Annotated in this window: 18 protein-coding genes; 8 read left to right on the forward strand and 10 right to left on the reverse strand. The window is 45.8% G+C overall.

The window, feature by feature from the left end; translation table 11 throughout:
* Window positions 1-17: 17 nt before the first annotated feature.
* Window positions 18-1196, forward strand: a complete 1179-nt coding sequence (locus RGU72_RS03695; protein WP_322118431.1) for a hypothetical protein — start codon at window positions 18-20, stop codon at window positions 1194-1196.
* Between the two features lie 148 nt (window positions 1197-1344).
* Here the strand turns inward: RGU72_RS03695 and RGU72_RS03700 are convergent, their stop codons facing one another.
* On the reverse strand, window positions 1345-2964 hold the full coding sequence (locus RGU72_RS03700; protein WP_322118432.1) for an ATP-binding protein: 1620 nt from the start codon (window positions 2962-2964) through the stop codon (window positions 1345-1347).
* Window positions 2965-3407: 443 nt separating this feature from the next.
* On the opposite strand from RGU72_RS03700, the gene RGU72_RS03705 reads away from it, so the two are divergent.
* On the forward strand, window positions 3408-3644 hold the full coding sequence (locus RGU72_RS03705) for a hypothetical protein (RefSeq protein ID WP_322118433.1): 237 nt from the start codon (window positions 3408-3410) through the stop codon (window positions 3642-3644).
* A gap of 286 nt (window positions 3645-3930) precedes the next feature.
* Here RGU72_RS03705 and RGU72_RS03710 read toward each other — a convergent pair whose 3' ends face one another.
* The gene (locus RGU72_RS03710; RefSeq protein ID WP_322118434.1) at window positions 3931-6042 is read right to left on the reverse strand and encodes a methyl-accepting chemotaxis protein; all 2112 of its coding nucleotides are present in this window, start codon (window positions 6040-6042) and stop codon (window positions 3931-3933) included.
* Between the two features lie 337 nt (window positions 6043-6379).
* On the opposite strand from RGU72_RS03710, the gene RGU72_RS03715 reads away from it, so the two are divergent.
* Window positions 6380-6622: a hypothetical protein gene (locus tag RGU72_RS03715; RefSeq protein WP_322118435.1), complete on the forward strand. Its 243-nt coding sequence runs from the start codon at window positions 6380-6382 to the stop codon at window positions 6620-6622.
* A gap of 75 nt (window positions 6623-6697) precedes the next feature.
* Here RGU72_RS03715 and RGU72_RS03720 read toward each other — a convergent pair whose 3' ends face one another.
* The 4 genes from RGU72_RS03720 to RGU72_RS03735 all read right to left on the reverse strand — a co-directional run bounded on the left by RGU72_RS03720 (window position 6698) and on the right by RGU72_RS03735 (window position 11856).
* Complete coding sequence (locus RGU72_RS03720; protein ID WP_322118436.1) at window positions 6698-7489, reverse strand: tetratricopeptide repeat protein; 792 nt, start codon at window positions 7487-7489, stop codon at window positions 6698-6700.
* A gap of 190 nt (window positions 7490-7679) precedes the next feature.
* Window positions 7680-9830, reverse strand: a complete 2151-nt coding sequence (locus tag RGU72_RS03725) for a bifunctional 2',3'-cyclic-nucleotide 2'-phosphodiesterase/3'-nucleotidase (RefSeq protein WP_322118437.1) — start codon at window positions 9828-9830, stop codon at window positions 7680-7682.
* Between the two features lie 218 nt (window positions 9831-10048).
* Window positions 10049-10429, reverse strand: coding sequence for a YXWGXW repeat-containing protein (locus tag RGU72_RS03730; protein WP_322118438.1), 381 nt, complete (start codon window positions 10427-10429; stop codon window positions 10049-10051).
* Between the two features lie 308 nt (window positions 10430-10737).
* Window positions 10738-11856, reverse strand: a complete 1119-nt coding sequence (locus tag RGU72_RS03735; protein WP_322117783.1) for a transposase — start codon at window positions 11854-11856, stop codon at window positions 10738-10740.
* 408 nt (window positions 11857-12264) lie between these two features.
* Here RGU72_RS03735 and RGU72_RS03740 point away from each other — a divergent pair, with 408 nt between their 5' ends.
* Entirely contained in the window at window positions 12265-13266 is a 1002-nt protein-coding gene (locus RGU72_RS03740; protein ID WP_322118439.1) for a hypothetical protein, read from the forward strand.
* Between the two features lie 63 nt (window positions 13267-13329).
* On the opposite strand, the gene RGU72_RS03745 is transcribed toward RGU72_RS03740, so the two are convergent.
* Both RGU72_RS03745 and RGU72_RS03750 read right to left on the reverse strand, forming a co-directional pair.
* Window positions 13330-14586: a DUF1501 domain-containing protein gene (locus RGU72_RS03745; protein WP_322118440.1), complete on the reverse strand. Its 1257-nt coding sequence runs from the start codon at window positions 14584-14586 to the stop codon at window positions 13330-13332.
* A 296-nt stretch (window positions 14587-14882) separates the two neighbouring features.
* Complete coding sequence (locus tag RGU72_RS03750; RefSeq protein WP_322118441.1) at window positions 14883-16574, reverse strand: DUF1800 domain-containing protein; 1692 nt, start codon at window positions 16572-16574, stop codon at window positions 14883-14885.
* 356 nt (window positions 16575-16930) lie between these two features.
* On the opposite strand from RGU72_RS03750, the gene fumC reads away from it, so the two are divergent.
* A complete protein-coding gene (fumC, locus tag RGU72_RS03755) occupies window positions 16931-18316 on the forward strand; it encodes a class II fumarate hydratase (protein ID WP_322118442.1) in 1386 nt (461 codons plus the stop codon).
* A 162-nt stretch (window positions 18317-18478) separates the two neighbouring features.
* Entirely contained in the window at window positions 18479-19516 is a 1038-nt protein-coding gene (locus tag RGU72_RS03760; RefSeq protein ID WP_322118443.1) for a zinc-dependent alcohol dehydrogenase family protein, read from the forward strand.
* Between the two features lie 42 nt (window positions 19517-19558).
* Here RGU72_RS03760 and RGU72_RS03765 read toward each other — a convergent pair whose 3' ends face one another.
* Both RGU72_RS03765 and RGU72_RS03770 read right to left on the reverse strand, forming a co-directional pair.
* A complete protein-coding gene (locus RGU72_RS03765; RefSeq protein WP_322118444.1) occupies window positions 19559-20368 on the reverse strand; it encodes a Crp/Fnr family transcriptional regulator in 810 nt (269 codons plus the stop codon).
* 242 nt (window positions 20369-20610) lie between these two features.
* Entirely contained in the window at window positions 20611-21357 is a 747-nt protein-coding gene (locus tag RGU72_RS03770) for a Crp/Fnr family transcriptional regulator (protein ID WP_322118445.1), read from the reverse strand.
* Between the two features lie 297 nt (window positions 21358-21654).
* Here RGU72_RS03770 and RGU72_RS03775 point away from each other — a divergent pair, with 297 nt between their 5' ends.
* Window positions 21655-21852 (forward strand): hypothetical protein, encoded by a 198-nt coding sequence (locus RGU72_RS03775; protein ID WP_322118446.1) that lies wholly within the window; start codon window positions 21655-21657, stop codon window positions 21850-21852.
* Window positions 21845-23938, forward strand: coding sequence for an EAL domain-containing protein (locus tag RGU72_RS03780; protein ID WP_322118447.1), 2094 nt, complete (start codon window positions 21845-21847; stop codon window positions 23936-23938). Before RGU72_RS03775 ends, RGU72_RS03780 begins: the two co-directional genes overlap by 8 nt.
* The last annotated feature ends 183 nt before the right edge of the window (window positions 23939-24121 follow it).

The raw sequence follows: 24121 nt of genomic DNA on the forward strand, positions 1-24121 counted from the left end.
TTTAAGGAGATTGCTTGATGAAAAAAATATTCCTTGCAACACTTGCACCACTCGTTCCGTTGCTGTTTGCTGGCAGTGCTTCAGCGATTGATTTGACTGAAGACGGCTCACTCAGATTAACAGGTTTCTATAGCCTGACCGGCGCTAAAGTGTTGAGTGGATCTGCTTTAGGCAGCAGTGCGCCATGGACGTATCAGCAATGGAAATGTCCTTGCACTATCCAAGGTTGGGAATACGGTGCGGTGTATGAAAAAGATAAAGGTTTTCAGTTCGATCAAGAGTCATTGATTGGTTTTCAAATCAAAAAGGATTTTTCACAAACCCTTTCTGCTACGACACAATTAGTCAGTCGTGCGCTTAATCCCAACGACGGATCACGTCCGACGATTGATTGGGCATATTTGACCTGGCAACCATCGGCCGATTCTAGCTGGACATTTCAGGCGGGTAAATTCCGTATTCCTCTGTATTACTACAGCGATTTTCTGTACATCGGTTACGCCTATCCTTGGGTAAGACCAGCACCAGATGTCTATGGCTGGCCCATCTATTCCTACAACGGTGGCAATGTCAGTTATCGTACCCAACTAGGCGCGTCGGATTGGGCTGCCACGGTACTTGCGTGGACCGGTAGTTACACTCAAAAAAATGATGCCTACGATACTAAGATCTATTACACAACGCCAACGCATGAGTCCTGGAAAAATATTTATGGTGCATCGGTAACGGCAAATAACGGCATCTTTGATGTACGCGGGATGATGATGTGGTACAAGGATTCGCTATGGCAAGACAATCCTGATGGCACCAGAAATACTTTTATTGATAGTCAGGCCACGCGCATTATGGGCGTCTCTGCCAATATGGATTATAAAAATTGGCTGGTCAAAGCGGAGGTTGATCGTTATGAACAGATTGATGCTTCTAAGGGGCTGAATAACGTCTATAAATATGCCTTGGTGGGAGTAGGGTATCAATACGGCGCATGGCTACCGATGTACACCGTGTCACGGTATCGCACGATCACAGAACCAATTGAAGGACGGGATACTCAAAACGTTTCACTGCGCTGGGATTTTCGCAAAAATATGGCGCTTAAAGTGCAATACGACATTAGTAAAGATAAGTCGAATTATGCTTATCCGTTCTTTGGCGATTCTAAATTGCTGTCAGTGTCATTGCAGGGTACTTTTTAAGCTTGGCTTATAAAACAAAGCAGCTCTCAGCCTGATTTTGTGAGTGAAAAAATACAGCGACTGATCAGGTCGCTTTATTTTTATGTCAGATCGTCTGGTGTGAATATAGGATATGGATAAAGATAAAAAAGATTTGTGTAAGCTCCGATTAGCTCAGTTCAGCAATGATTGTTTTATGCGGTGCACTGCTTGGTATTCGAATCTTGAACTGCGTTCCAACACCCAATTCTGAGCTTACAGAAATATGTCCGCCCAACAAACCCTCAACAATGTTGTAGCAAATATTTAAACCAAGCCCCGATCCTCCCTGACCTAATTTGGTGGTATAGAACGGGTCAAAAATTTTCTCCAGATTATTTTGTTGGATACCGATTCCATCGTCTTTAAAAGTCAACACTACAAATGAGGGATCGGTCGGATCTTGTCCGCCGCTTAAGCTCATCACGCCAATGTCTCTTCCTTCAAACGCATGGACAATCGCATTATTAAACAGGTTGGTAATCACCTGAATTAAAGGGCCAGGATAGCTGTCCAATAAAATATCCTCACTAATCTGAATCTCATAAATTAGCTTCGTTTTTTTTAGTGTTGGTCTTAGGGTAACGGCGAGTTCGCTCATCGTTTGCAGCAAATTAAATCGCCTGCGCTGTTCGCTCGTCTGATCGACGGCTACTGTTTTAAAACTGATGATTAATTCCGATGCGCGGAGTAAATTTTTGCTTAATAAGTCCCCAGCCTCTTCGGCAGCTATTAAAAATTCGTCCAAGGTTGATTTTTTTATTTGTCCATGTTGATAGACTTGTTTTACCTCGCCCGTTTTATGTGACAAGGTTGTTGAGACGGTTAAAGCGTTACCAATCGGAGTATTCAGCTCGTGTGATACACCCGCCACCAGAGCGCCGAGGCTGGCTAATTTCTCTGATTTGATCAACTGAGTCTGAGTCTCTTTCAGTTGATCAAAATTCTTCCCCAGCAGGCGATTGGCTTCCTCCAATTCTTTAGTCCGTTGTGATACGCGGGTTTCTAATGTCCGATTTAATTCTGTGATCTCCCGAATTTTTGTTTGCACTGCCTCAGCCATAAGATTGAAGTTGCTTGCCATAATCGCCAGCTCATCGGTGCCGGACACTTTGACATTGCGTTCATAACGCCCAGATACGATTTCCTTACTGGCTCGTATCAAATCATTTAAGCGTTTGGCGATACGTCGCCCTAGCAACAAAATAACAATCATTGTGCTTAGCATGACCAGACCCGTCCGGATGAGCGAATTGGTCTTTTCTTTGGTCGCTGCATCAACCAGATTTTTGGTGGACAAACCATATTGTAAAAAGCCAACTTCTCTACCAGGTAATAGCAATGGGCTTCGTATATGAATAAATCCGCGTAGTGCAGCGACATCTAAGTTATTTGTCGTGTCAGGTGTGGGGATGGTGTCGACAGACTCCAGGGTAGTGAGTAAAACCCGGCCTTCTGCATTGCCAACAATCAGATAGGTCAATCCATTTTGTGAGTTTTGATCCAGCATTTCATGGAAAAAAATGCGTACTGTTTCTAAATCATTTGCACTTGCGTAGGTCGATACGGTGAGGTTAAGAATTTGAGATGTCTGATCAATACTGGATTTGACGTTTTCAAGTACAGCGACTTTCAAAGTATGACTACTATCGTATAAAACACCACCGACTAAAAGACAGGACGACATAATTGTCGCCAAAGTGAATTGACCAATAATTGAAGAAGTGAGGCTTTTCAAACTGGCTTTCATGGCAGGCCCCGGGCATTTTCTGTAATAACGTGGTAGCTACACTAGCGCTAATCACTACACGGTCAAGATTTTTTATTGATCGTTCAGGGATTAATTCAAGTAATCATTTGACAGGCATTTTTTTACTAAAAAGACATGTGTTGATTTAATATTTACAACATCAGACTAGCTATTAATTCTGCAGATTCAATGAATTCTTAGCTCTCGCTTTTGCCCATAATTGTGGCTACTATACCTGCACAAATTGTTCGCAATTCGTTCAAAATTCATACACAATTTGATCTTAAACGAATATATTGCGCTGTGTTAATTATCGTTTTTTTGTCGCTGAATTGTCTCAAAATTGTCCCAGTAATTTTGTGCTACTCGTTTCATTTTCATCTTTCTTCCTAATATCTTCCTCAGTTGAATCACTTGTATCTTTGTTTATCAAGGAGACTTTCATGCCAGGCTTACAGCACAACCTCAAGCAAGTTAATACCGATTCGAGCGAATTAAGTAGTATTGGGCACGCTCAGCGGCGCGATTTTATTACCGAAAAAACGGTAGATAGCGGTATCTCGTTACAAAGTTCTCTAGGTACTTTGTGTGCGATTGAATACATGAAATCAGAGGGCGTGCCAGGTAGCGTAACCCAGCGCGTATTGTCACAGCCGGCGCAACGGCGTTTGCGATCCTGAGTGTTGAGTTTGAGTAGTTAATCCAGACATTCGTCAGACAATGCTCTCGGATTTTAATATACTCCCCCTATTTTTTATTAAAAATGCTTTACTCTCAAGTGATTACCTGGACGGTTAAAATATACTCACTATGAGTAATTCTCATTGGCATAAAATTTATATGAGCCTTTGCTATTGCAAAGACAGAGATTCAGTATCTTTCTAAGCCAATTTTTCTTGCTAGCTTCTGGCAAAATCTCAACAAAATTCAACTAAGTGATTCTTTGTATTTCATAATATTTTTTGTCTAGGCTGTTTTTTGATCTCTTGCACTTACCCTAATTGACATTGAGCTTGGTGCAGAACTATTTTTTTGACGTAATCTCACCGAGCTATTGGTCGTGTATGGGTGTTGGTCAGTTTTTGCAAAAGCATCATGAGATTCTTTCTCCATCATACCTGCGGTTTTAAATGCAGAGACGGCTTTGGCTAGATGCAAAGCTTGATCGTGCATGCTTTGTGCCGCCGCGGCGGCTTGCTCGACTAAGGCCGCATTTTGCTGGGTAATATCATCCATTTGCCCTAGCGCCTGATTGACTTGTTCAATGCCTGAACGCTGCTCCACACTGGCGGTAGTGATCTCGCTCATGTTATCGGCCATGCTGTGAATAGCCGTGACGATATGCGCCATCGTATGTTCTGCCGCTGTCACTTGCCGACTACCGACCCCGACTTGTTCTACCGATGTCGTGATCAACACCTTTATTTCTTTAGCCGCACTGGCAGAGCGTTGTGCCAGGTTGCGCACCTCGCTGGCGACTACCGCAAATCCCCGTCCTTGTTCTCCGGCACGTGCTGCTTCGACTGCGGCATTTAGCGCCAAAATATTAGTTTGAAAAGCGATACCGTCAATTACCCCGATGATGTCATTAATACGTTTGGATGATTGCTGAATTGCTGCCATCGTATTGATAACTTCGGCGACCGCTATTCCGCCATCTTTAGCGACGGCGCTTGCCGTGACTGCGTTTTGATTTGCATGTTCTGCGCTTGCGGCGTTTTGTTTAACGGCATTGGTTAATTCTTCCATGGAGGCTGAAGTTTCTTCCAATGATCCGGCTTGCTGCTCGGTACGCGTAGAGAGATCGGCATTGCCATGTGCAATCTCGCTGGAGGCACTGGCGATTGCTTCAGTGCCATGCCGGATATTATTAACTAGTGTCGCTAAATTGATGCGCATCAGATCAAATGCGTGCAGTAATTGCGCGACTTCGTCGGTGCCTTGGGAATCAATCGACGTGGTCAAGTCACCACCCGCAACACTGGCGACTGAGGCGCTGAGTTTTCTGACTTCTTGCGAGAACGAGGCATAGAATCCCGCCAATAAATAGGCAGATACTAATAATCCTATGAGGCTTAGCCCCAACAATATATTGCGATGAAAAATGGCTCGGTCAATACGTGCCGTCAGCGTCACATCTAACAAATCTGCCGCCGCGTCAGCATAGTCATACAAGCCTTCTGCACTTTTGCTTCCCGCAGCTAAAAACTCGGTACCAGAAGTTTGATTCAGCGTATTTAAAATTTCATTTTTTGCACGCTCCAAAAACGCAAGATTATTTGCCAGTAGCTCTTGTGGATTTTTTAACTGTGTTTTAAAAGTAGGATTTTCCTGGAACATAGCCTCAAATTGCGCAGGGATGCGAGCGATATCACGCTTAGCAAGCATCACGTCGGCATTGAGTAAAACATCCTCATTCGCTTCTAATAAACCAGTATCAATATATGGCGCACCTCTGCTAGCAATGTCAAAAATTCCTTCAGCTAACTCAGGGAAGGTTTTGGCAAATAATCCAATTAAATAATAAGTATCTACCTCTGGATCCAGGCTCAGTTTGGAGTGATTGGCAATCGTGGTCGATAACTTATTTAACTGATCAATCAATACGGTATGGTCAGCATAACTCTCGCTAGCCTTCGAGGACGTCAGCTTGCGCACTATATCAAGCCATGATTGTTTAATTTTGCTAACAGCATTTTCTGACTCAGACGCTGGGGTTTTCAGTTGTCCAGTTGTTAGTTGCGATGTGCTTATTGGGTCTAAATTAGTCTTTAACTTTGCGCTCAACGCATTTTGGATTTTAGAGGCATTATCACTAGCTGCCGCATTGCCTGCGAGTGCCAGACGGCGCAGCGCACGATGTTGTTGGGCTAGTTTGCTTAGTTCATGAATTTTTCGTATCTGCTGTAAGCCCAGACGCTCTTGCTCGGTGAACGAAATTGATTTATCTAGTTCATTGATCAGCAATCCAGTGACGAGGATAACCGGAACAGCAAATAACACGGCCACCAAGACAAACTTAGGGAATAGACGTAATCGCTGCATTAGTGCAATTGACGGTTTTAGAAAAAAATCCATATAAAGACTCCACACTTAAAAACAGGATTGCAAATAGAAGACTGCAAACAAATCACGGCAAATAACTTGTAATAAGTTATTTGTTGCACTGCGGAAATGATGCGCCCAAATTATGACGTGAGGATGAACTTGTTTTATATGCGGCGGAACAAAGTGGGGCGCTAAGCCGGTATGCATTTAATTATTGCGAGCTGGGTGGTGTCACATCGCATGCGGTGCTGGACACTACTATTGAAAAAGACAATCTGTTACAGAATCGCCTGATCGGGAACGGTAATCTAGGCTAAGCTCTTTTCGATATTGAACAACAAATTTGCGCAGCAGATTTTTATACAAAATGGATGATCTAAACACCCTGAGCAGTTTGGGCTTAACTCTTCCCACACCGGCTTATCTCATCGGCATGATACTGTTCAGTATCATCGGGATTGCCGCATACCGCTACGGCAAAAAAACTTCTCGCACAAAAACTAAATGGATCGCCGTTGGTTTAATGCTGTATCCCTATGCGGTATCAGACACCTGGTTGCTCTATATCGTTGGCATAGCTTTATGTGCTGCCTTATATTTTTACGACTGACTTTGGCATGCCTACCAAACAAGCTTTTAAATGGAGAGCGATGGGGGATTGATGTTAATAGGAGGGAGTGATTCTTTAAAGATTATTCCAGTTGTTATGTCGTTCTTCAGTCGCTTCTTTGAGTAAGTGACCAGCACGAATATCATCCTTGGGGATTTGCATGTCGCCGCCTTGCAAGGCCATCGCCAAGGCGTGAATCGCAACCGGGTAATCCAGTTTTGCCGACATTTCTAGTAGCTCGCGGGCTTTGCTTGGATTGGCTTTGACGCCTTGACCTGCGAGGTAGGCATTCGATAATAAAAACATCGCTTGCGGGCTCCCAAGATCGCTCGCAATCGTCAGCCACTTTACGGCTAAGACGTCATCACGTATAACGCCTTCTCCATTTTTTGCCATACGTGCCAGCATAAGTGCGGCGTTGGGGCTGTTGCCTTCTGCTGCTTTTTGGTACCAGGACCATGCCTTAGAAAAATCGCTGGGATGATCTACATGCGGCAGGCGATATAACTCACCTAACTGAAACGCCGCCTCGGCATCACCACCATTTGCCGCTTGCTCAAATAATGCCATTGCTGCTGAACGTTGTGCGGGGCGTGTCATATACAGCAAAGCTAATTCTCGTTGGGCGACAGGCATACCTGCTTCTGCCCATAGTCGTAACTGCGTTTCTGCTTTGGCTTGTCTGCCATGCATGGCCAGCATACCGGTCGATTCTATCTCTGCCGAATTGACTTGCTTGTCTAGTTGCGTACTGACTTGATTATTGAAGGGGTTATTCGATTCGATCTGGCAGGCAGATAAGCTAAAGCCCGTAGCTAAAACTAAAAGCGACGATGCGAGCCGGAAGTGGTGAATAGGTGAGGGCATAAAGACGTAGAAATAAGGGTGAAGCGAGTTTGAATCAAAAGACGTAAATCGTAAAAGACTCCGCTACAAAGACGCAAAGAAAATCAAAAGAAAGCTATTAAACTAAAATGAGCTTTTCTTGATTTCCCCCTGTCTTGACGCGTCTGTGTTTAAAAGTCTTTAAACGGGATTTAAACTCATATGTTTAAACTTACTTACTCAGATCAATCGTATATTTACTAAAGCCACTGGCATCCAATCCACCTTCAAGCGTCACCAGATTGAGACCGGCATTTTTTGCTAGTGCCAAATGTCCAGGTGAGGAGCGTAGGATCACTGGACCCGCAGTAGCGGTTTTGACGAAGCTCCAGCTTTTCGCGCTACCGTTGCTGGCTAAACTCACTTTGCCCGTTTGTGTGCCCAGTTTTTGTAAATAATTACTGACCACAGTTTGATTGGCATCTGGTGATTTGATTATAGTTTTGCTGCCGTCAATACCAGGGAAATTACCACCACCACCAGCACGATAATCGTTGGTTGCAACGATAAAATCATCGGTATCTGCGACTGTTTTACCCAGATAAGTTAACTTGGCAATGCGGCTTCCTGCTGGCTTAGTCACGTCAATTTGGTATTGCAGTGCATTGTTCTCGGCATAGAATACATCGTAGTTATAAATCGTAGAGTAAGACGGCACCAGATCTTGTTCTGCGGCTTTTGTGATGTCAATTTGCGCAAATTGTTTGGCTGATGTTTCTAGCCAATTTTTAAGATCAGCGCCCTTGATTTTGACTGCCTGCAAATTATTATTGCTATACAAATACAGATCACCAGGATTACGCACTTGCAAAGCAAATGTTGAAGCAGGCGCTGCACCCGGCGCTACATCAGTAAAGTCAGTTGGTCCGTTGCGTCCTGCTTTAAACGGTGCACTGCAAGAAATCACCGGGATATTTTTGTAACTAGCCAAGGTTGCATCGGTGCTGCTAGCGATAAAGTTTTTTACATAATCAAGCTGCGCCTGATTGACCAATTGGATGGCACTGACGTCACCGACCAGAGAGAAATAAGACGACATTTCAAAATCAGTACTTACACCAAGCGGTTGTTTGGCATAGGCAATAGTGGCTGCATGTTCAGTGGCGACCAATGGCGCAATCTTAGCGTCAGCGTCGACGATATTGTTACCGTCGAGGTATTTAAAGCCACGTGATTCAACCGTCGTTTTAGCAGGTTGGACTACCCATTTGCCACCTTGGAAGATTAAGGTCATTTTGATGATGCCTAGACGACGGCCCCAGCTTTGCGCCATCACCGTTGGTACACCATTGACGAAACCATTGACGGCATCCACATTGGCGCTGGCAGGGAATGCAGTGAAAGAAGGGTCAAGCGCTGCGGCTCCAATTTCTTTCCCTTTTGGGAAGATTAAGTGAGCATGACCGATCATCAATGCATCAATCCCGGTGTTGGCTAAGTAGAGGCTACCGTTTTCCATTTTAGGGCTATAAGCAGTAGCGTCTAAGCCACCATGCGAGAGTGCGACGACTAAATCAGCACCTTTGCTACGCAATTCAGGCACGTATTGTTTGGCGGATTCTTGTACGCCATTGACATAGACTTTTCCAGCCAGATTTTTTTGATCCCAATCCATAATTTGTGGCGGGACAAAACTCATGATGCCAATGTTAAGTTTGACGCTGACTTTACTGCCATCCGGCGCTGTCGCGGTGAATTGCTTAGGCAATACTGCGTACGGTTGAAAAATCGGTTTTTGGCTGGAGACGCTATTTACGTTGGTCAGAACCACCGGGAAGTTAGGTGCGCCGCAAGTGCCAGCAGGTTTGGACACGCCGGTAACACCAAAATCAGTATTCGTGATTTGACTTAAGAAACCAAGGCCATAATTAAATTCATGATTGCCCATGCCGCCACCGTCAAACTGTAAGCCATTCATGACTTTATGCACGGCCAGCGTAGAGCTGCAAGTGATCGGTGCGGCTACCGCCTGATAGTCGCCTAGCAAGGTGCCCTGAATAACATCACCGTCATCTAGCAAAACATTGTTTGGATTTTCTGCACGGGCAGATTGAATCAAAGTGGATGTACGCTCTAAGCCAAGACTGGTATCGGCGGCTAAGGAATAATAGTTATAGCTGAGAACGTTAGAATGAATATCGGTCGTTTCCAGCAAGCCAATTTGCAAGGTCGTACCTTCTGCAACGCTTGGTAAGGATGGGGTAGTGCTACCGCAACCCGCCAGACCGATGGTCAGTGTGGCAATCGCTGCAGCGATGGGAGTTAAGCGAGTTAACTTTGGCGCTACATTCAGAGTTAAATTCGTTGCAAATTTAAAAGTCATCACATCCTCAACATCAATAATTAAGAATGGCGAACTCTACGGGGTATTCATTACAAGCATGTGACCAACATTAACTTGCGAACTCGCTAACTGGTTTTATTAAGCCCCTGAGATGCCATAGCGAAAAACAGATTATCTATATTAATTCGCTATGGTACCTAAATGTCACTTGAGTTTGAATTGAGGTTGAGCCGACGCCAGCTCAACCCTTCATCAAATCACTCTACCCAACGACCTTTTTCCCAAGCCCAGTCATTACCGCGCCAGTGCCAATGACCTGGTACCCAATAATGACGAGGGCTAGGTGCTGCATACATTTGTTCTACGATCAAAGCTGGCATAGGACGAACCGCACCTTGGTACCAATGGCCACGTTGCCATACCCATGCATTGCCATGCCAGGCCCAATGTCCTTGTACCCATGCATAACCAGGACCTGGCTGCACATCGATCACTTCGGTAATCGGCGCTGGCATTTGCCTGACGATGACTTGTGGTGGTTGTTCTCTGACGACAACACGTTCTCTGACGGTGGTGGCACAACCAGCCAATGAAACTACGGCCAGCGCGAATAAAATTTTATTCAGTTTGTTATTCATTTTTTGTCCTTGCTCCTTATTTCTTAATTCAATTATCAACTCGGCTATTTCAATCATCGTGCAATCATCTTGATTTGAACATAAGTGAATTTTGCCTCACTGATGAGCTTCTTGCAAAATACCCAAACCAGTAAAGTCGAGCATGGGTGTGGCCACTGTTGCGATTGGTTTTCTTGTTTGAAGCGGTACATGTGACATGAATTTGTGCCGGATTATCGTTTTATGGCGTGTCAATCCCTATGTGACCATCACTGCCCCTATGAACGTTGGGAAACGTTGTTTTTTTCGACTCTTTAAAAGCAAAGCTGTTACGTAAATAAACGCATCAACTGATCTGCGGTCAATACCAATAAACCAAACATCAAATGCGACATCACTTTTTCGCTACCACGCACCCGTACTGTCGTGCCACCAAATTCGTCTTTCAGCCTGCCATTGGTACGTTCAGCTTGCGTGCGTTCTTTATAACGCTGTTGTTCATGCGGGGCGAACGGTTTCTTCTCCCCGCCGCGTGCGTTGTGATCAATTAATGGCACGTGGCCAAGACTTTTGCTGTGTGCCCTTAACTCTTCACTGCAATACGCTGCATCCATCAAATCGTACAAATTCGTTACTCGTGCGGCCGTCATCGTTGCTAACGGCACCGCCGTTTGACTATCGTGCACCGAGGCGCTGGTCAATAGCGCACTGATGGCAACGCCGCAGTCAGCGGTGTCGATATGCAGCTTGTAGCCGTTCCAACTCACTTTATAACCTTGCGCATTGCATTTAGTGCCGCGGTCACACTCTTTGGGTAAAGCATTGACGATGCTCGGTAAAGTTTGCGTCAACTGCCAGCCTATCTTGGTCACTTTCTCTTCCTTTGGCGGCCTTATCTCGCCTTTCTTTGGCCGTCCACGGCGCTGCTTTTGGGCCTTTTCTACGGAAACAACTTTCATGTGTTTCTTCGGCTTCTCGCGCGCCGCAATCGCCGTGCCGTCACGGCTGATGTGTCCAATGAGGCTGTCGCCTAAATAACTCTTGATCAGCGCTTCGTGCACTTTCTCCGCTAATTTGGCTTGGGCAAATTCGCCAAAGGCGCGCGAAAAAGTGGCTTCATTCGGAACTTCTTTCCACATCTCAAAGCCGCACAGCCGTTTTAAACTGCGATCCATCGTCAATCGTTCTATTAAGGCCGCTGTTGTATTGAGCCCCAACACAGCTTTGGCGATGAAGGCGCTGGCCAATGCACCACGGTCATGCGGTTTGCGTCCTATCCCTTGCCATTGGTCCGACACAAATTCTTCGATGCGCACCCAGTCTAGTACATGAATCAATTTTTCCAGCTTCGGCGTCAGTGACCCGCATTGCTGTTTTATCTCCGGTAGCAAATCGTGTTGCAGTAAATTCCAGCGTTGCATTATCAGCAGGCGTTGTGTAGGATTCATAGCGGAGCGCAGATGGTTGTTTAGTCACTTTCATCTTGCCAGAAATGGCCGCTCCTTTCTCATCTATTTTGCGCTTCTCGCAATAAAATTACTCTCCGGTGTTTCGTTTTGCAAGAACCTCTGATTACTCAAAGTTATTGAGCCCAAACTGTATTACATTCAAATTGTTTCTGAAGTAAGCAATTGTTTCTTTGATGTCAGCGATATGCCAGAAGGGCTTACACAAAAAAGCCCCATTTGTGTTCCAACGCCGGTTCTTGGTAAATTAGTTACTAAATGCTGTCATCGTCGCTAAAGCTTGCTCGGGCAATTTGCGTTAGTGATGTAAACATTAAAAACCTGTTATCTTTGGTTGCGATTTGTTTATAAGTTTCTGCGTTCCCGCCCTCAAACTCACCTCTTAAAATCATGACCACTAAAACTGCCTTAGTCGCTGCAACTCTGTTCAGTTCTGCTACCGCACTTACAGTTAATTCTGCATTAGCCGCGCCAGCTGGCTTGTCTGGCTACGCTCTGCAACAGCAGTTTTCTTTCGGTGCTCCGACTAAATGGGACTATGTCGATATCGATAGCGTGCGACATCGGCTGTACCTTAGTCGTGGTGATCATGTGCAGGTGCTTGATCTGCCCTCTGGTCAGCAAGTCGCTAATATTGCCAATACCAAAGGTGTCCACGGCATCGCATTTGCGCAAGACCTAAAGTTGGGGTTTACGAGTAATGGTGCAAGCAATAGCGTTACCGTGTTTGATCTGGACACCATGCAGACAAAAGCAGAAATTAAGTTATCGGGCATCAATCCAGACGCCATTTTTTACGAATCTGCGTCACATAAATTATTTACCTTTAATGGAAAGAGTAAAGACGTTAGCGTGATTGATGCAATCAAGCTGACAGAGATTGCCAGCATCAAAGTCACGGGCAAGCCAGAGTTTGCAGTGAGTGATGGCGCAGGAAAAATTTATCTTAATATTGAAGATAACGCGGGCATTAATGTGATCGATGTGGCGTCTAATACGCTAGTCTCTAAATGGCCATTAAGCGGTTGTGAAGAGCCGACTGGCATGGCGATAGATGCCGCGAATGCACGTTTATTCTCGACCTGCCAAAATAAAATCATGGCAGTGACCGATGCCAAGACAGGTAAGCGCGTAGCCGATGTAGCGATTGGAGAACACCCGGACGCCGCGATCTTTGATGCAGAAACAGCGACCATATTTACATCCAATGGCGGCGGAACCGGAACACTAACGGTAATCCATCAGGATGACGCAAATCACTATTCCGTAGTAGCCAACGTACCGACCAATAAAGGTGCCAGAACCATGGCGATGGACCATTCGTCCAATACGATTTATCTGCCAACGGTGATGAATAATACGTTTACGGTATTGGTCGTCAACAAAAAATAAGTGTGCCAGCTTGGTTTACGTTTTAATTTACGCTTTAACTTAGACTACAACTTAGGCTACAACTTAGGAGGTAAACAAGGCCAAACCCGCATCGGCACGTGGCATTAAGGGGAAGACCGTAGCGAGTTGTTTGTCGCTGAGTTGCAGATGGCGTTCTGCAACTTGCGACAAGACGCTACGAAAGTCCGTTGTAATTGCCAGATCGCGGCCTTCGTACAAACTGTTTTCATCCAAGCCGCTCCAGCGTCCGTGGACTTTGCCTCCAGCGACTTTGCCGCCTAATACCCACATCACATTGCCATGCCCGTGATCTGTACCGCCGGTGCCATTTTCATGCGCGGTGCGGCCAAATTCTGACATCACGACGATCGTAGTGTCGTCAAATAAAGGTCCAAGTTGTTTGGATAGTGTGGCTAATCCTTTTCCTAAAGGACTTAGCAAGTTTGCCAGTTTGCCTTTATCGGACCCCTGATTGACGTGCGTATCCCAGCCACCTAAGGCAAAAAATGCCATCTGAATTTTTGGATCATTCTTCATTAATGTAGCGAGGCGCGAGGCGTCACGGGGGAATCCATTCGGTAGCGGGGCGCCATTGCTGGCTGCCATTTCTACTTTATCCATGTGATCCATTTTTTCCATCGATGCCGTCATGATGTCTTTATGCGCAGATTTGGCGTCCTGATATTGCTGCGAATAGGCCGCTTTGCCTTGGTACATTTTGTCAAACGCGTTGCCAATAGCCGGATTATCCAGCAAGGTCGCTTTGCTGCCTGCGGCACCGTTGGCGATATTGGTGACTACGGCATTGCCGCTTAAAATCCGCGGCATTACCGGACCAATGGCGAGCGAGCGGGTAGGGTATTTGTCACCAGGCAAAGTAGACAAGAGGCGATTCATCCAGCCATCTTGCGTGCTTTTTCTGCCAGGTGTGCCCGTCTCTAAATAGTCTTGCGCATCAAAGTGCGAACGCGTCGTGTCCGGTGATCCGCTGGAATGGACGAAGGCGAGTTTTTTCTCATTCCATAAATCCGTCAAATCTGCCAAGGCGGGATTCAGTCCAAAATAACCGTCCAGATTGATCGCGCCAAATTCTGTTCCCGGTTTAGCCAATCCTATACTTGGGCGTAAGCGGCGGTAGTTGGCGTCGCCCACTGGCGCCACCACGTTTAAACCATCCACTGCACCGCGCAACATAATCACAATCAGCTTTTTCTGGGCGACATCACCGTCCGACGATTGCAGCGCAAAAGCGCTACGTGACAGCGGCAACATAATGCCTGACGATAGCGCCAGTGTTTTTAAAACGTGTCGACGTAACATGGAATTTCCTTCAGGTTTTTCGCAAACGGGTCAGTGGTGCTTCGGTACAGATTCAGTACGGATTAAATGGGTAGGGAGATATGTTGATAGATGAATACACGTCTATATAAGCATATACTCCCCATTATTTTTACATAAATTGCCGTATTGTCTATAGATTGCATGGACGATTAAAATATACATGCTGGGAGTATGTTTAATCATCCAGACAATCACTACAAAAATTATCGGTTGTCATGCCAGCGCAGGCAAAAATCTAGTATTTTCAATTAGCTTATCCAAACAGATGATCTAAATTAATGATGCATAAAATCAGGACTACCCAACACCAACGCACCGCGTAATTGCTCTTTATTGCCATTAATTAGCTCACGCGTCGGTGCCGAGATTGAACTGCCTAAGGTCGCCAATAAAGCGTTTGCGTCCAAGGCTGGCAGGTCGGGGCGATTTTTCTGATTGCCGTCGGCTTGTTTCTCTAATTGCTTTTTGCCCATCGTCTGGCTAGTCTCATCCAGCTTTTTATCCAGCGGCAAACGCCCGGATGCTAAGGCTGTCGCAAAATTAATTCTGCGGGTGATGGCATCGGGATTGAGCCAGGCTGCCTCGGTATTTTTATAGCCATCGGGTGTGACGCTGCCATATAAAGGCATCCCCAATTGCGATAAAACACCTAACAAAGGACGGATATTATTGATCGGCAATGCGCTGGCACGGGCGGAGGATAAGACAAACTGGTACGGTGTTTTAAACTTATTGCCGATGGCAGTTTTATCGAAAAATTCTGGGCTATAAAATAACACTTCCAGCACCGGGCGAATTTCTCCTCTGGTATCTAAATAGCGTTGTGCCATTCTGTTGACTAAGGCCTCTGGCGGATTGTCGCTGACAAAATATTGTGCCAGTTCAAACGCGATGTGATGCGCGGTGTTCGGGTGCATTGCCAGAATGTCGAGTGCAAATTCGCCTTCTTGCTGACCACGCGGATTGATGTCTTTCCCCATCCATACTTTGTGGCCGTTGTCATGTGCATCGGCATTAAAGGTGAACTGGACGCCGTTGCGGACTAAATCACGTTGGTTAAAAGTCCATCCAGTGAGCATGCGCGCCAACTCCGTTACATCTTTTTGGCTATACCCACCGTCCACGCCCAAAGTATGAAGCTCCATTAACTCGCGGGCATAGTTTTCATTCAAACCTGTGGGTTTATTTTTAGTCGGACTAAGCTGGCCGAATTTGCCACCTCGGCCACGGCGAGGCTGGTAGTCAGCCGAGGTTGACATCCAGTTGTCTAAATAAAATAACATCGCCGGATGCTTAGCAGTTGCACCTAATAAAGTGCGGAAATTACCAAATACGTTGGGGCGAATTGCATCGCGCTCATAGCTGAGGATGAGTGCGCGATCTAAACCCTTGCCAGCGAAAATATTGAAGTGATTAAACCAGAAATCGACCATCACTTCTTCTAATTGCCGCGGGCTTTCTATAGCGCGTGCCAATCGGGATTCTGCAGTATTTTCTGCCATCCGGACCAAGATCTCACGGCCTTTTTGCTTGTCGTCTTTATTGTCCGCATTCTCCTTACCGTCTTTGTCACTCTTAGCTTCCTTCACTTCTTTACGTGCCATCAAATAGTCGCCCAGCATTTGACCGGTAGTGCTTTCTTCGGTGCTTAAGGAGTCTAGTCGTCTGACCAATGTGTCAGGCAGGGGAATCGTTTCTGGATGAAGCTGGGTTTGAATGTAATTTTTTACCCCCGTTTGCAGGACTTTATTGATGTCGCCTGGTTTGGGTCCGTAGCCTAGACGGTTAAGCACATGCAGTGCGGCGTCCTCGGTATTGGGGATGACGCCGACGTCGCTCTTGGTGGACTGCATATCGGTTGTCACTGAGCTAGCTGTAGCAACAGCGGCAGGAATACTGAAGGCCAGGCTTAAACTGGTCGTTAGCAACTGTCGTACTAATTTAGTTGACCAGCTCGCAAAGTACATAGAAGACTCCAGATAAAAGGGTGAGGACGAATAATTATTATAGTTACTTGATTAGCTAAGGCAATTTGCTTTTTTTCAGACCGGTGTTAGCTGATGTATTGGCTGATGCATTACCTGATCATTGCTACATAGTTGCATCATGGAAGTTGACGCAAAAAAATGCCAATAAAAAGTCGTAAAAGAGTGTTACGAGTGTAAGAGCGGATATGCTCAAGCCGACGTCATAAAACTAGCATCTTTAAAACTATCCACATGACAGCTGATTGAATGCTGATAAAAATATTGATTAATTGCCTATACTAGATGCTGGATGCCAGAGGCAAGCAGATCAAGAACAGATAAAAAAGGACAAGACCATGAACGAAGAAATAAGAATAGAACACGATTCATACGGCGATATTGAGGTTCCTGCAGATGCGTTGTGGGGCGCACAGACACAGCGCTCGCTGCATCACTTTGCGATTTCTACTGAGCGTATGCCGACTGCCTTACTAATGGCTTTGGCGCGTGTTAAGCGTAGCTGCGCGGTGGTCAATGATGATCTGGGTTTGCTAGATGCCAGCTTGGCGTCGGCGATTATCCGGGCTGCGGACGAGGTGCTGGCAGGTATGCATCCTGATGCTTTTCCCTTATCGATATGGCAGACCGGATCGGGTACCCAAACCAATATGAATATGAATGAAGTGCTGGCCAACCGTGCTTCTGAGATATTAGGCGGCAGCCGTGGTACTGCGCGCCTGGTTCACCCTAACGACCATGTCAACCTGGGACAATCATCGAATGATATTTTTCCGACAGCCATGCATGTGGCAGCGAGCCTGAGCATTGTTCATGATTTACTACCTGTGCTGGGTAATTTGCGTACCACTTTACATAACAAGGCAGTGGCATTTGTAGATATCGTCAAAATCGGTCGCACCCATTTGCAAGACGCAACGCCACTCACTTTAGGACAAGAAATGTCGGGCTGGGTGGCGCAGTTAGATTACGCCGATCAAGTGATTACCAACAGTTTAAGTTCGCTGGTTGATCTAGCGGTTGGCGGTACCGCGGTGGGCACGGGTTTGAATACCCATCCAGAATTTGGCGATCGCGTTGCGACAGAATTGGGGGCCGAAACAGGGCAGGGATTCCGTTGTGCCGGCAATCGCTTTGCCGCGCTCGCATCCCATGATGCTTTGGTCAGCGCGCATGGCGCACTCAAAACTCTGGCGGTTGCTTTGATGAAAATCGCCAACGACATCCGCTGGTTAGCATCTGGCCCGCGTTGTGGTTTGGGCGAACTACATATCCCGGAAAATGAGCCAGGTAGTTCTATCATGCCAGGCAAAGTTAATCCAACCCAATGCGAAGCCGTGACGATGGTCTGTTGTCAGGTGATGGGCAATGATGTCGCCTTAAGCATCGGTGGCGCATCGGGTAATTTTGAGTTGAATGTATTTAAACCCATGATCGCGCACAACTTTTTACAAAGCGTACGCTTGCTGACCGATGCCATGATGAGTCTTGATCTGCATTGTGCACGTGGCATGGAGCCAGACCGCACACGCATCGCCGAACTACTAGGCAACTCCTTGATGCTGGTCACCGCACTAAATCCCCACATAGGCTACGACCGTTCAGCAGAAATCGCCAAGTACGCACATGCCAACGGTAGCTCTTTGCGGGAGGCGGCATTGGCATTGGCTTATGTGACGCCAGAACAATTTGACGAGTGGGTACGACCGGAAAATATGGTGTGAAATTATTTTACTTCACAGCTAACTGTTTTTTAAAAAGACACATAAAAAAGACATATAAATAAAGCGATTCCATAAGTTAGACACCGAACAGACACAACCGATACCAACGGCGCATTGTCGCCTCTATTGCAGAACAATTTGTAAGAACAATAGGGGACGATGATGAAAGCATTTGTATACCGTGGTTCAGGACTGAAGGCGCTTGAAGAGCGGCCCAGACCGGTCATACAAGTGCCCGGTGATGCCATCGTCAGGATGCTAAAGACGACTATCTGCGGCACTGATTTGCATATTCTCAAAGGCGATGTAGCAAGCTGTGCACCAGGGCGCATTCTCGGGCACGAGGGGGTAGGCATAATCGATAGTATCGGCGCAGGTGTCACCGCTTTTCGGGTTGGTGATCATGTCTTGATTTCGTGTATCTCGTCTTGTGGTAAATGTGAATACTGCCGTCGTGGTATGTATTCGCATTGCACAACAGGCGGCTGGATTTTAGGGAATAAGATCGATGGAACACAGGCAGAATATGTGCGTATTCCGCATGCAGATACCAGCCTCTACCCAATACCGGCTGGCGCAGATGAAGAAGCTTTAGTGATGCTTAGCGATATTTTGCCAACCGGGTTTGAATGCGGTGTCCTTAACGGCAAAGTCGCTCCCGGATCAGCCGTCGCGATTGTCGGCTCTGGCCCCATCGGGCTAGCTGCTTTGCTGACAGCGCAATTTTATTCACCCGCAAAAATCATCATGATTGATCTGGATGATCATCGTCTGGAAGTGGCAAAACGGTTTGGCGCCACCGATACGATTAATAGCAAGAATGGTAAAGCGGTCGAATCCTTGATGGCGATAACCGATCAGCGCGGGGTGGATACCGCAATCGAAGCTGTCGGTATTCCTGCCACATTTGAACTATGCGAAAAAATCATCGCAGCAGGTGGCACTATCGCCAATGTGGGCGTGCATGGCACTAAGGTGGATTTATTTCTGGAAAATCTCTGGGATCGGAACATCACCATCACCACGCGACTGGTTGATACGGTTAGCACGCCAATGTTGATGAACGTAGTGCAGTCAAAAAAGATCGACCCCAAATTATTGATTACCCATCAGTTCAAACTCAACGACATCATCAAAGCCTATGATACTTTTCAGCATGCGGCAGAGACTCAGGCGTTGAAGGTGATTATTACCATGTAGTTGCTGGACTAGATTGATCTGCCTGCAGATTTGCAGGCGGTTTTAGTTATCGTTTTGCCGATTATTAGTATCGACTTTATCGGATCGTTTGGGATTAGTTCTTCTATCGGAGGCGCCTAATATATGTTTTGGATCGCCTTTAGGTATATCGGTGATTAAGCGATCAAATTCTGCTTTAACGACGGCATAACATTCGCAAACAGTTTTTTCTAATCGAGGGCGATCAATAACTTCGATGTTGCCACGAGCGTATTTGATTAATCCCATTTTTTGTAGTTTACCTGCGGCCTCGGTCACGCCTTCGCGCCTCACACCCAGCATATTAGCGATCAGTTCTTGCGTCATTTTTAAATTATCTGACGGTAAGCGATCCAGACTTAATAATAACCAGCGGCATAATTGCTGTTCAATAGAATGATGTCGGTTGCATACCGCTGTTTGTGTCATTTGTGTGATCAATGCTTGGGTATAGCGTAACAACAAGCGCAACACTGGCCCTGCACGGTTGAATTCTTCTTTCAAATGCTCCGCTTTAAGCCGATAGCCAAAGCCTTCACTTTGAACTATGGCGCGGCTTGGCGTTGTTTCTCCACCCATAAATAAGGAGATGCCGAGTATGCCCTCATTGCCGACAATAGCAATCTCAGCTGACGCTCCATTTTCTAAAACATACAGCAAGGACACGATAGACGTCGTTGGAAAGTAGACGTGTTTTAACTGTCCACCAGCTTCGTACAATATTTGGCCGAGCGGCATTTTTATCAGTTCTAAATGACGAAACAGACGGTCAAATTCAGCAGCAGGAAGAGACGCAAGTAAATGATTTTGCGTCGGGCTATGAGATGTCGTCATTGGATAGTTGAAAGTAGAAATCCCATTGTAGGGATGACATAGATTATTTAGACTAAAGTATCTGTGTGCAGAATATCAAAAAACACCGCGCGTGTATGTGCGTTATGCCACATAATTTATGTTGGTTTGCTGGCCGCGAAAAGCGAAGAGAGAAAATCGGCTTCAGTCCTGTACAAGCCGACCAAGCCGACTAAGCCGACGCTGTAGCTTGATGATTAAGGATGGTATTGCGATGAAAAGTGCTATGACGATCTGGTCACTGGCTCAATATCTAAATGCGGGATGTCATTAAGCAGGCGGTCAAACTCATGTTTAATTACTGAATAGCATTCGCATACAGCGTCTTCCAGACCGGATCTGTCGATTATTTCAATTGCACCGCGACTGTATTGGATGAGTCCGGCACGTTGTAAATTGCCTGCTGCTTCAGTGACTCGCTCACGACGTACGCCCAGCATATTGGCGATCATTTGCTGAGTCATGATCAAAGAGTCGGAGGACAAGCGATCAACACTGAGCAGTAACCACCGGCATAATTGTTGTTCAATAGAATGATGCCGGTTACATACCGCGGTCTGTGTCATTTGTATGATCAATGCTTGCGTATAGCGTAGCAGCAACCGCAACACCGGGCCGGCACGATCAAATTCTTCTTTAAGTAAATTCCCACGCAGGCGATAAGCGTAACCTGCACTTTGTACCAGGGCACGGTCGGGGGTAGTGTCGCCACCCATAAAAATAGATATGCCAACGATCCCTTCGTTACCGACAACAGCGATCTCCGCAGACTCGCCGCTCTCTAAAACATATAGCAGCGAGACAATACAGGTAATCGGGAAATACACATATTGCAAACGCATACCAGATTCATACAGAGCCTCTCCTTGATGCAGCGATACCAGTTCCAGCTGATCAGACAGGCGATCAAACTCAGCAGCAGGTAAGGCTGCTAGAAGATGGTTTTGCATCGGACTTTGAGAAATAAGCATTAATGATTTGTGGAGCTTTGCTTCAAATTTGGTTTAAAAGTGTGAGATGAGACCGAAGGAAGGTGCAGAGAAATTCAGATTGAATTCCTCTTTTTAGCCTACCACGAAGTGTAAAAAATCTATGCGCGATAGAGCACACATGCAGCCATGAATTGAATAAATAAAATCGCTGTCGCGATTGAGACAAATACTTGATTTTATAAACGTTTTTTCTCACTATGTGCGTCGACGCACAGACGATAGATTGTTCAATAAGTAGCTTTATCAGACGATTGAAAAACAATTCTAGGAATCTATATGTGGTCTCTATTTCTGATCCAAAAAAATCAAAAGACTAAATCCATGGGGTTGTTTGTCAAGGGATCGCAGGAATTTTTTTACAACATCTTTGATCTGATTATCCAAATTACCTCTGCCAGCAAACAGCTTTGTAGCGGTGCTGGCTGGCTATCGCTTACCCGCACTTATACTGCCGGGAGCAAATCGTATGGTTAATCGTATTTTGATTATTACTAGCATTCCCGCTGATGCTGTCACATTGAGTGACATACTTGATCGTGCCAGAGATGGTCCGTTTGAGATCGAATTGCAGACACAGCTTTGTACGGCATTGCACTATTTAACGCTTAATAAAACAGACGCTATTTTGGTAGATTTAAATCTATCTGATAGCCAGGGAATTACGACTTTTGACCGGCTATATTCGGCTGTACCGCATATTCCTATCCTCACATTGTCAGCAGAAGAGGCTGAAGCAGTCTCGATTGAAGCCGTACAAAAAGGAGCACAGGGTTATCTGACGAAAGGTCATTTTGGCAGCTATTTAGTACCTCAATCTTTACGCAATATTATCCATCGCAAAGCGGTAGAAGAAGCCAATTATCTGGAGAAAGCTTTGGCCGAGATAACCCTTAATTCGATTAGTGATGCGGTCATTGGTACCGATCTGTCAGGTAATGTCGAATATCTAAACATGGCAGCCGAACGAATGACTAAGTGGTCCAGGGACGAGGCACGCGGACATCCGATTAGCACAGTTATGCCCATCATCAATGGACAAACACGAGAGCCAGTACAAAATCCGGTTAATCTGGTATTACAGCAAGATACAGTCGTAGTCTTAGCGCCAGATACCGTTCTAATTCGAGCCGATAAAACCGAAGTGGCGATTGCAGATTCGACCTCACCTATTCATGACTCCACCGGAAAAATTGCTGGCGCAGTGATCGTATTTCACGACATTACCGCGGAGCGAGCGATGAAGCTTAAAATGGTACATCTGGCTCAATATGACTTTCTGACCAATTTGCCTAACCGTGTGTTGCTGAATGATCGTATTGAGCAATCCATCAGTCTGGCTAAGCGACAAGGTACGCATCTGGCTATTTTGTTTCTTGATTTAGATAATTTTAAGCATATCAATGATTCTTTAGGTCACGCTATTGGCGATAAATTATTGCAGTCCGTTGCTACACGCCTGACCTCTTGTGTCCGTGCGTCAGACACAGTGAGTCGGCAGGGTGGCGATGAGTTTGTGATCTTGGTAGCGGAGGAGCAAGGCGCAGAATTTGCATCACTGACTGCCGACAAAATTTTGCTTGCTTTGGCCGAATCACATGCGCTGACAAGTAATCCGGAAAATGAGTTGTATATCACTACCAGCATAGGAATCAGCGTTTATCCAACGGATGGACAAGATGCTGAAACCTTAATTAAAAATGCTGATACTGCCATGTATCAAGCCAAGAAAAAAGGTCGGAACAACTTCCAATTTTTTAAAAATGAAATGAATGTAAAAGCAGTGGAGCGGCAGTTAATTGAAACCAATTTACGGCGTGCGCTTGAGCGCCAGGAATTTGTTTTGTACTATCAGGTAAAAATCAATCTAGCCACGGGAGCTATCACCGGCGCAGAGGCTTTGTTGCGATGGGATCATCCCAAATGGGGTATGGTGCCACCCGGACGTTTTGTGGCGATTGCGGAAGAATGTGGTTTGATTGTACCGATTGGTCGTTGGGTACTGCATGAAGCCTGCACACAAATCAAACGTTGGCAAGATCAAGGCTTAAAGCTGGAGTCAATTGCAGTCAATATATCGGCGGTAGAATTTCGTCGATATGATTTTGTTGATGGCGTTGCCGAAGTATTAAAGCAAACAGGATTAGCGGCAGATCGTCTGCAACTAGAAATTACCGAAAGCGTGTTGATGCGCGATGCAGAGTCCAGCACGGCGATACTGAAAGAACTTAAAGCAATGGGAGTACAGTTGGCGGTGGACGATTTTGGTACGGGTTATTCTAGCTTGAGTTACCTAAATCAATTTCCAATTGATGTACTCAAAATTGATCAATCATTTGTAAAAGACATTGGCTCTGCTACAGATAGTGGTGTAATTGCTAGTGCAGTGATTGCGATGGGTAGCAGTCTAAAACAAAAAGTCATTGCAGAGGGTGTAGAGCAACAGACGCAATTAGATTTTCTGCAAGAGAAACAATGTGAAGAGGGACAAGGATATTTTTTTGGGCACCCACTGCCTGCTGATGCTTTCGCCAGTATGCTCGCGAATGGATTAGCTCAATGATATCTATAGCCGTAACGCTGCAATAGCGCAAAACATCACGACCACTGCCACGCTGCTGGCAGCTAAGCTAATACCTCAGTCAATGACTAAATTAATACCTACGCTAACGACTGGCAGGGTAACTGATTAAAATTTCTAATTATTTGACCTGTCCAGATAGTTTCTCGGTTCTGTTCGTTATCG

It is taken from the genome of Undibacterium sp. 5I1, assembly GCF_034314085.1.
GTDB lineage: Bacteria > Pseudomonadota > Gammaproteobacteria > Burkholderiales > Burkholderiaceae_D > Undibacterium.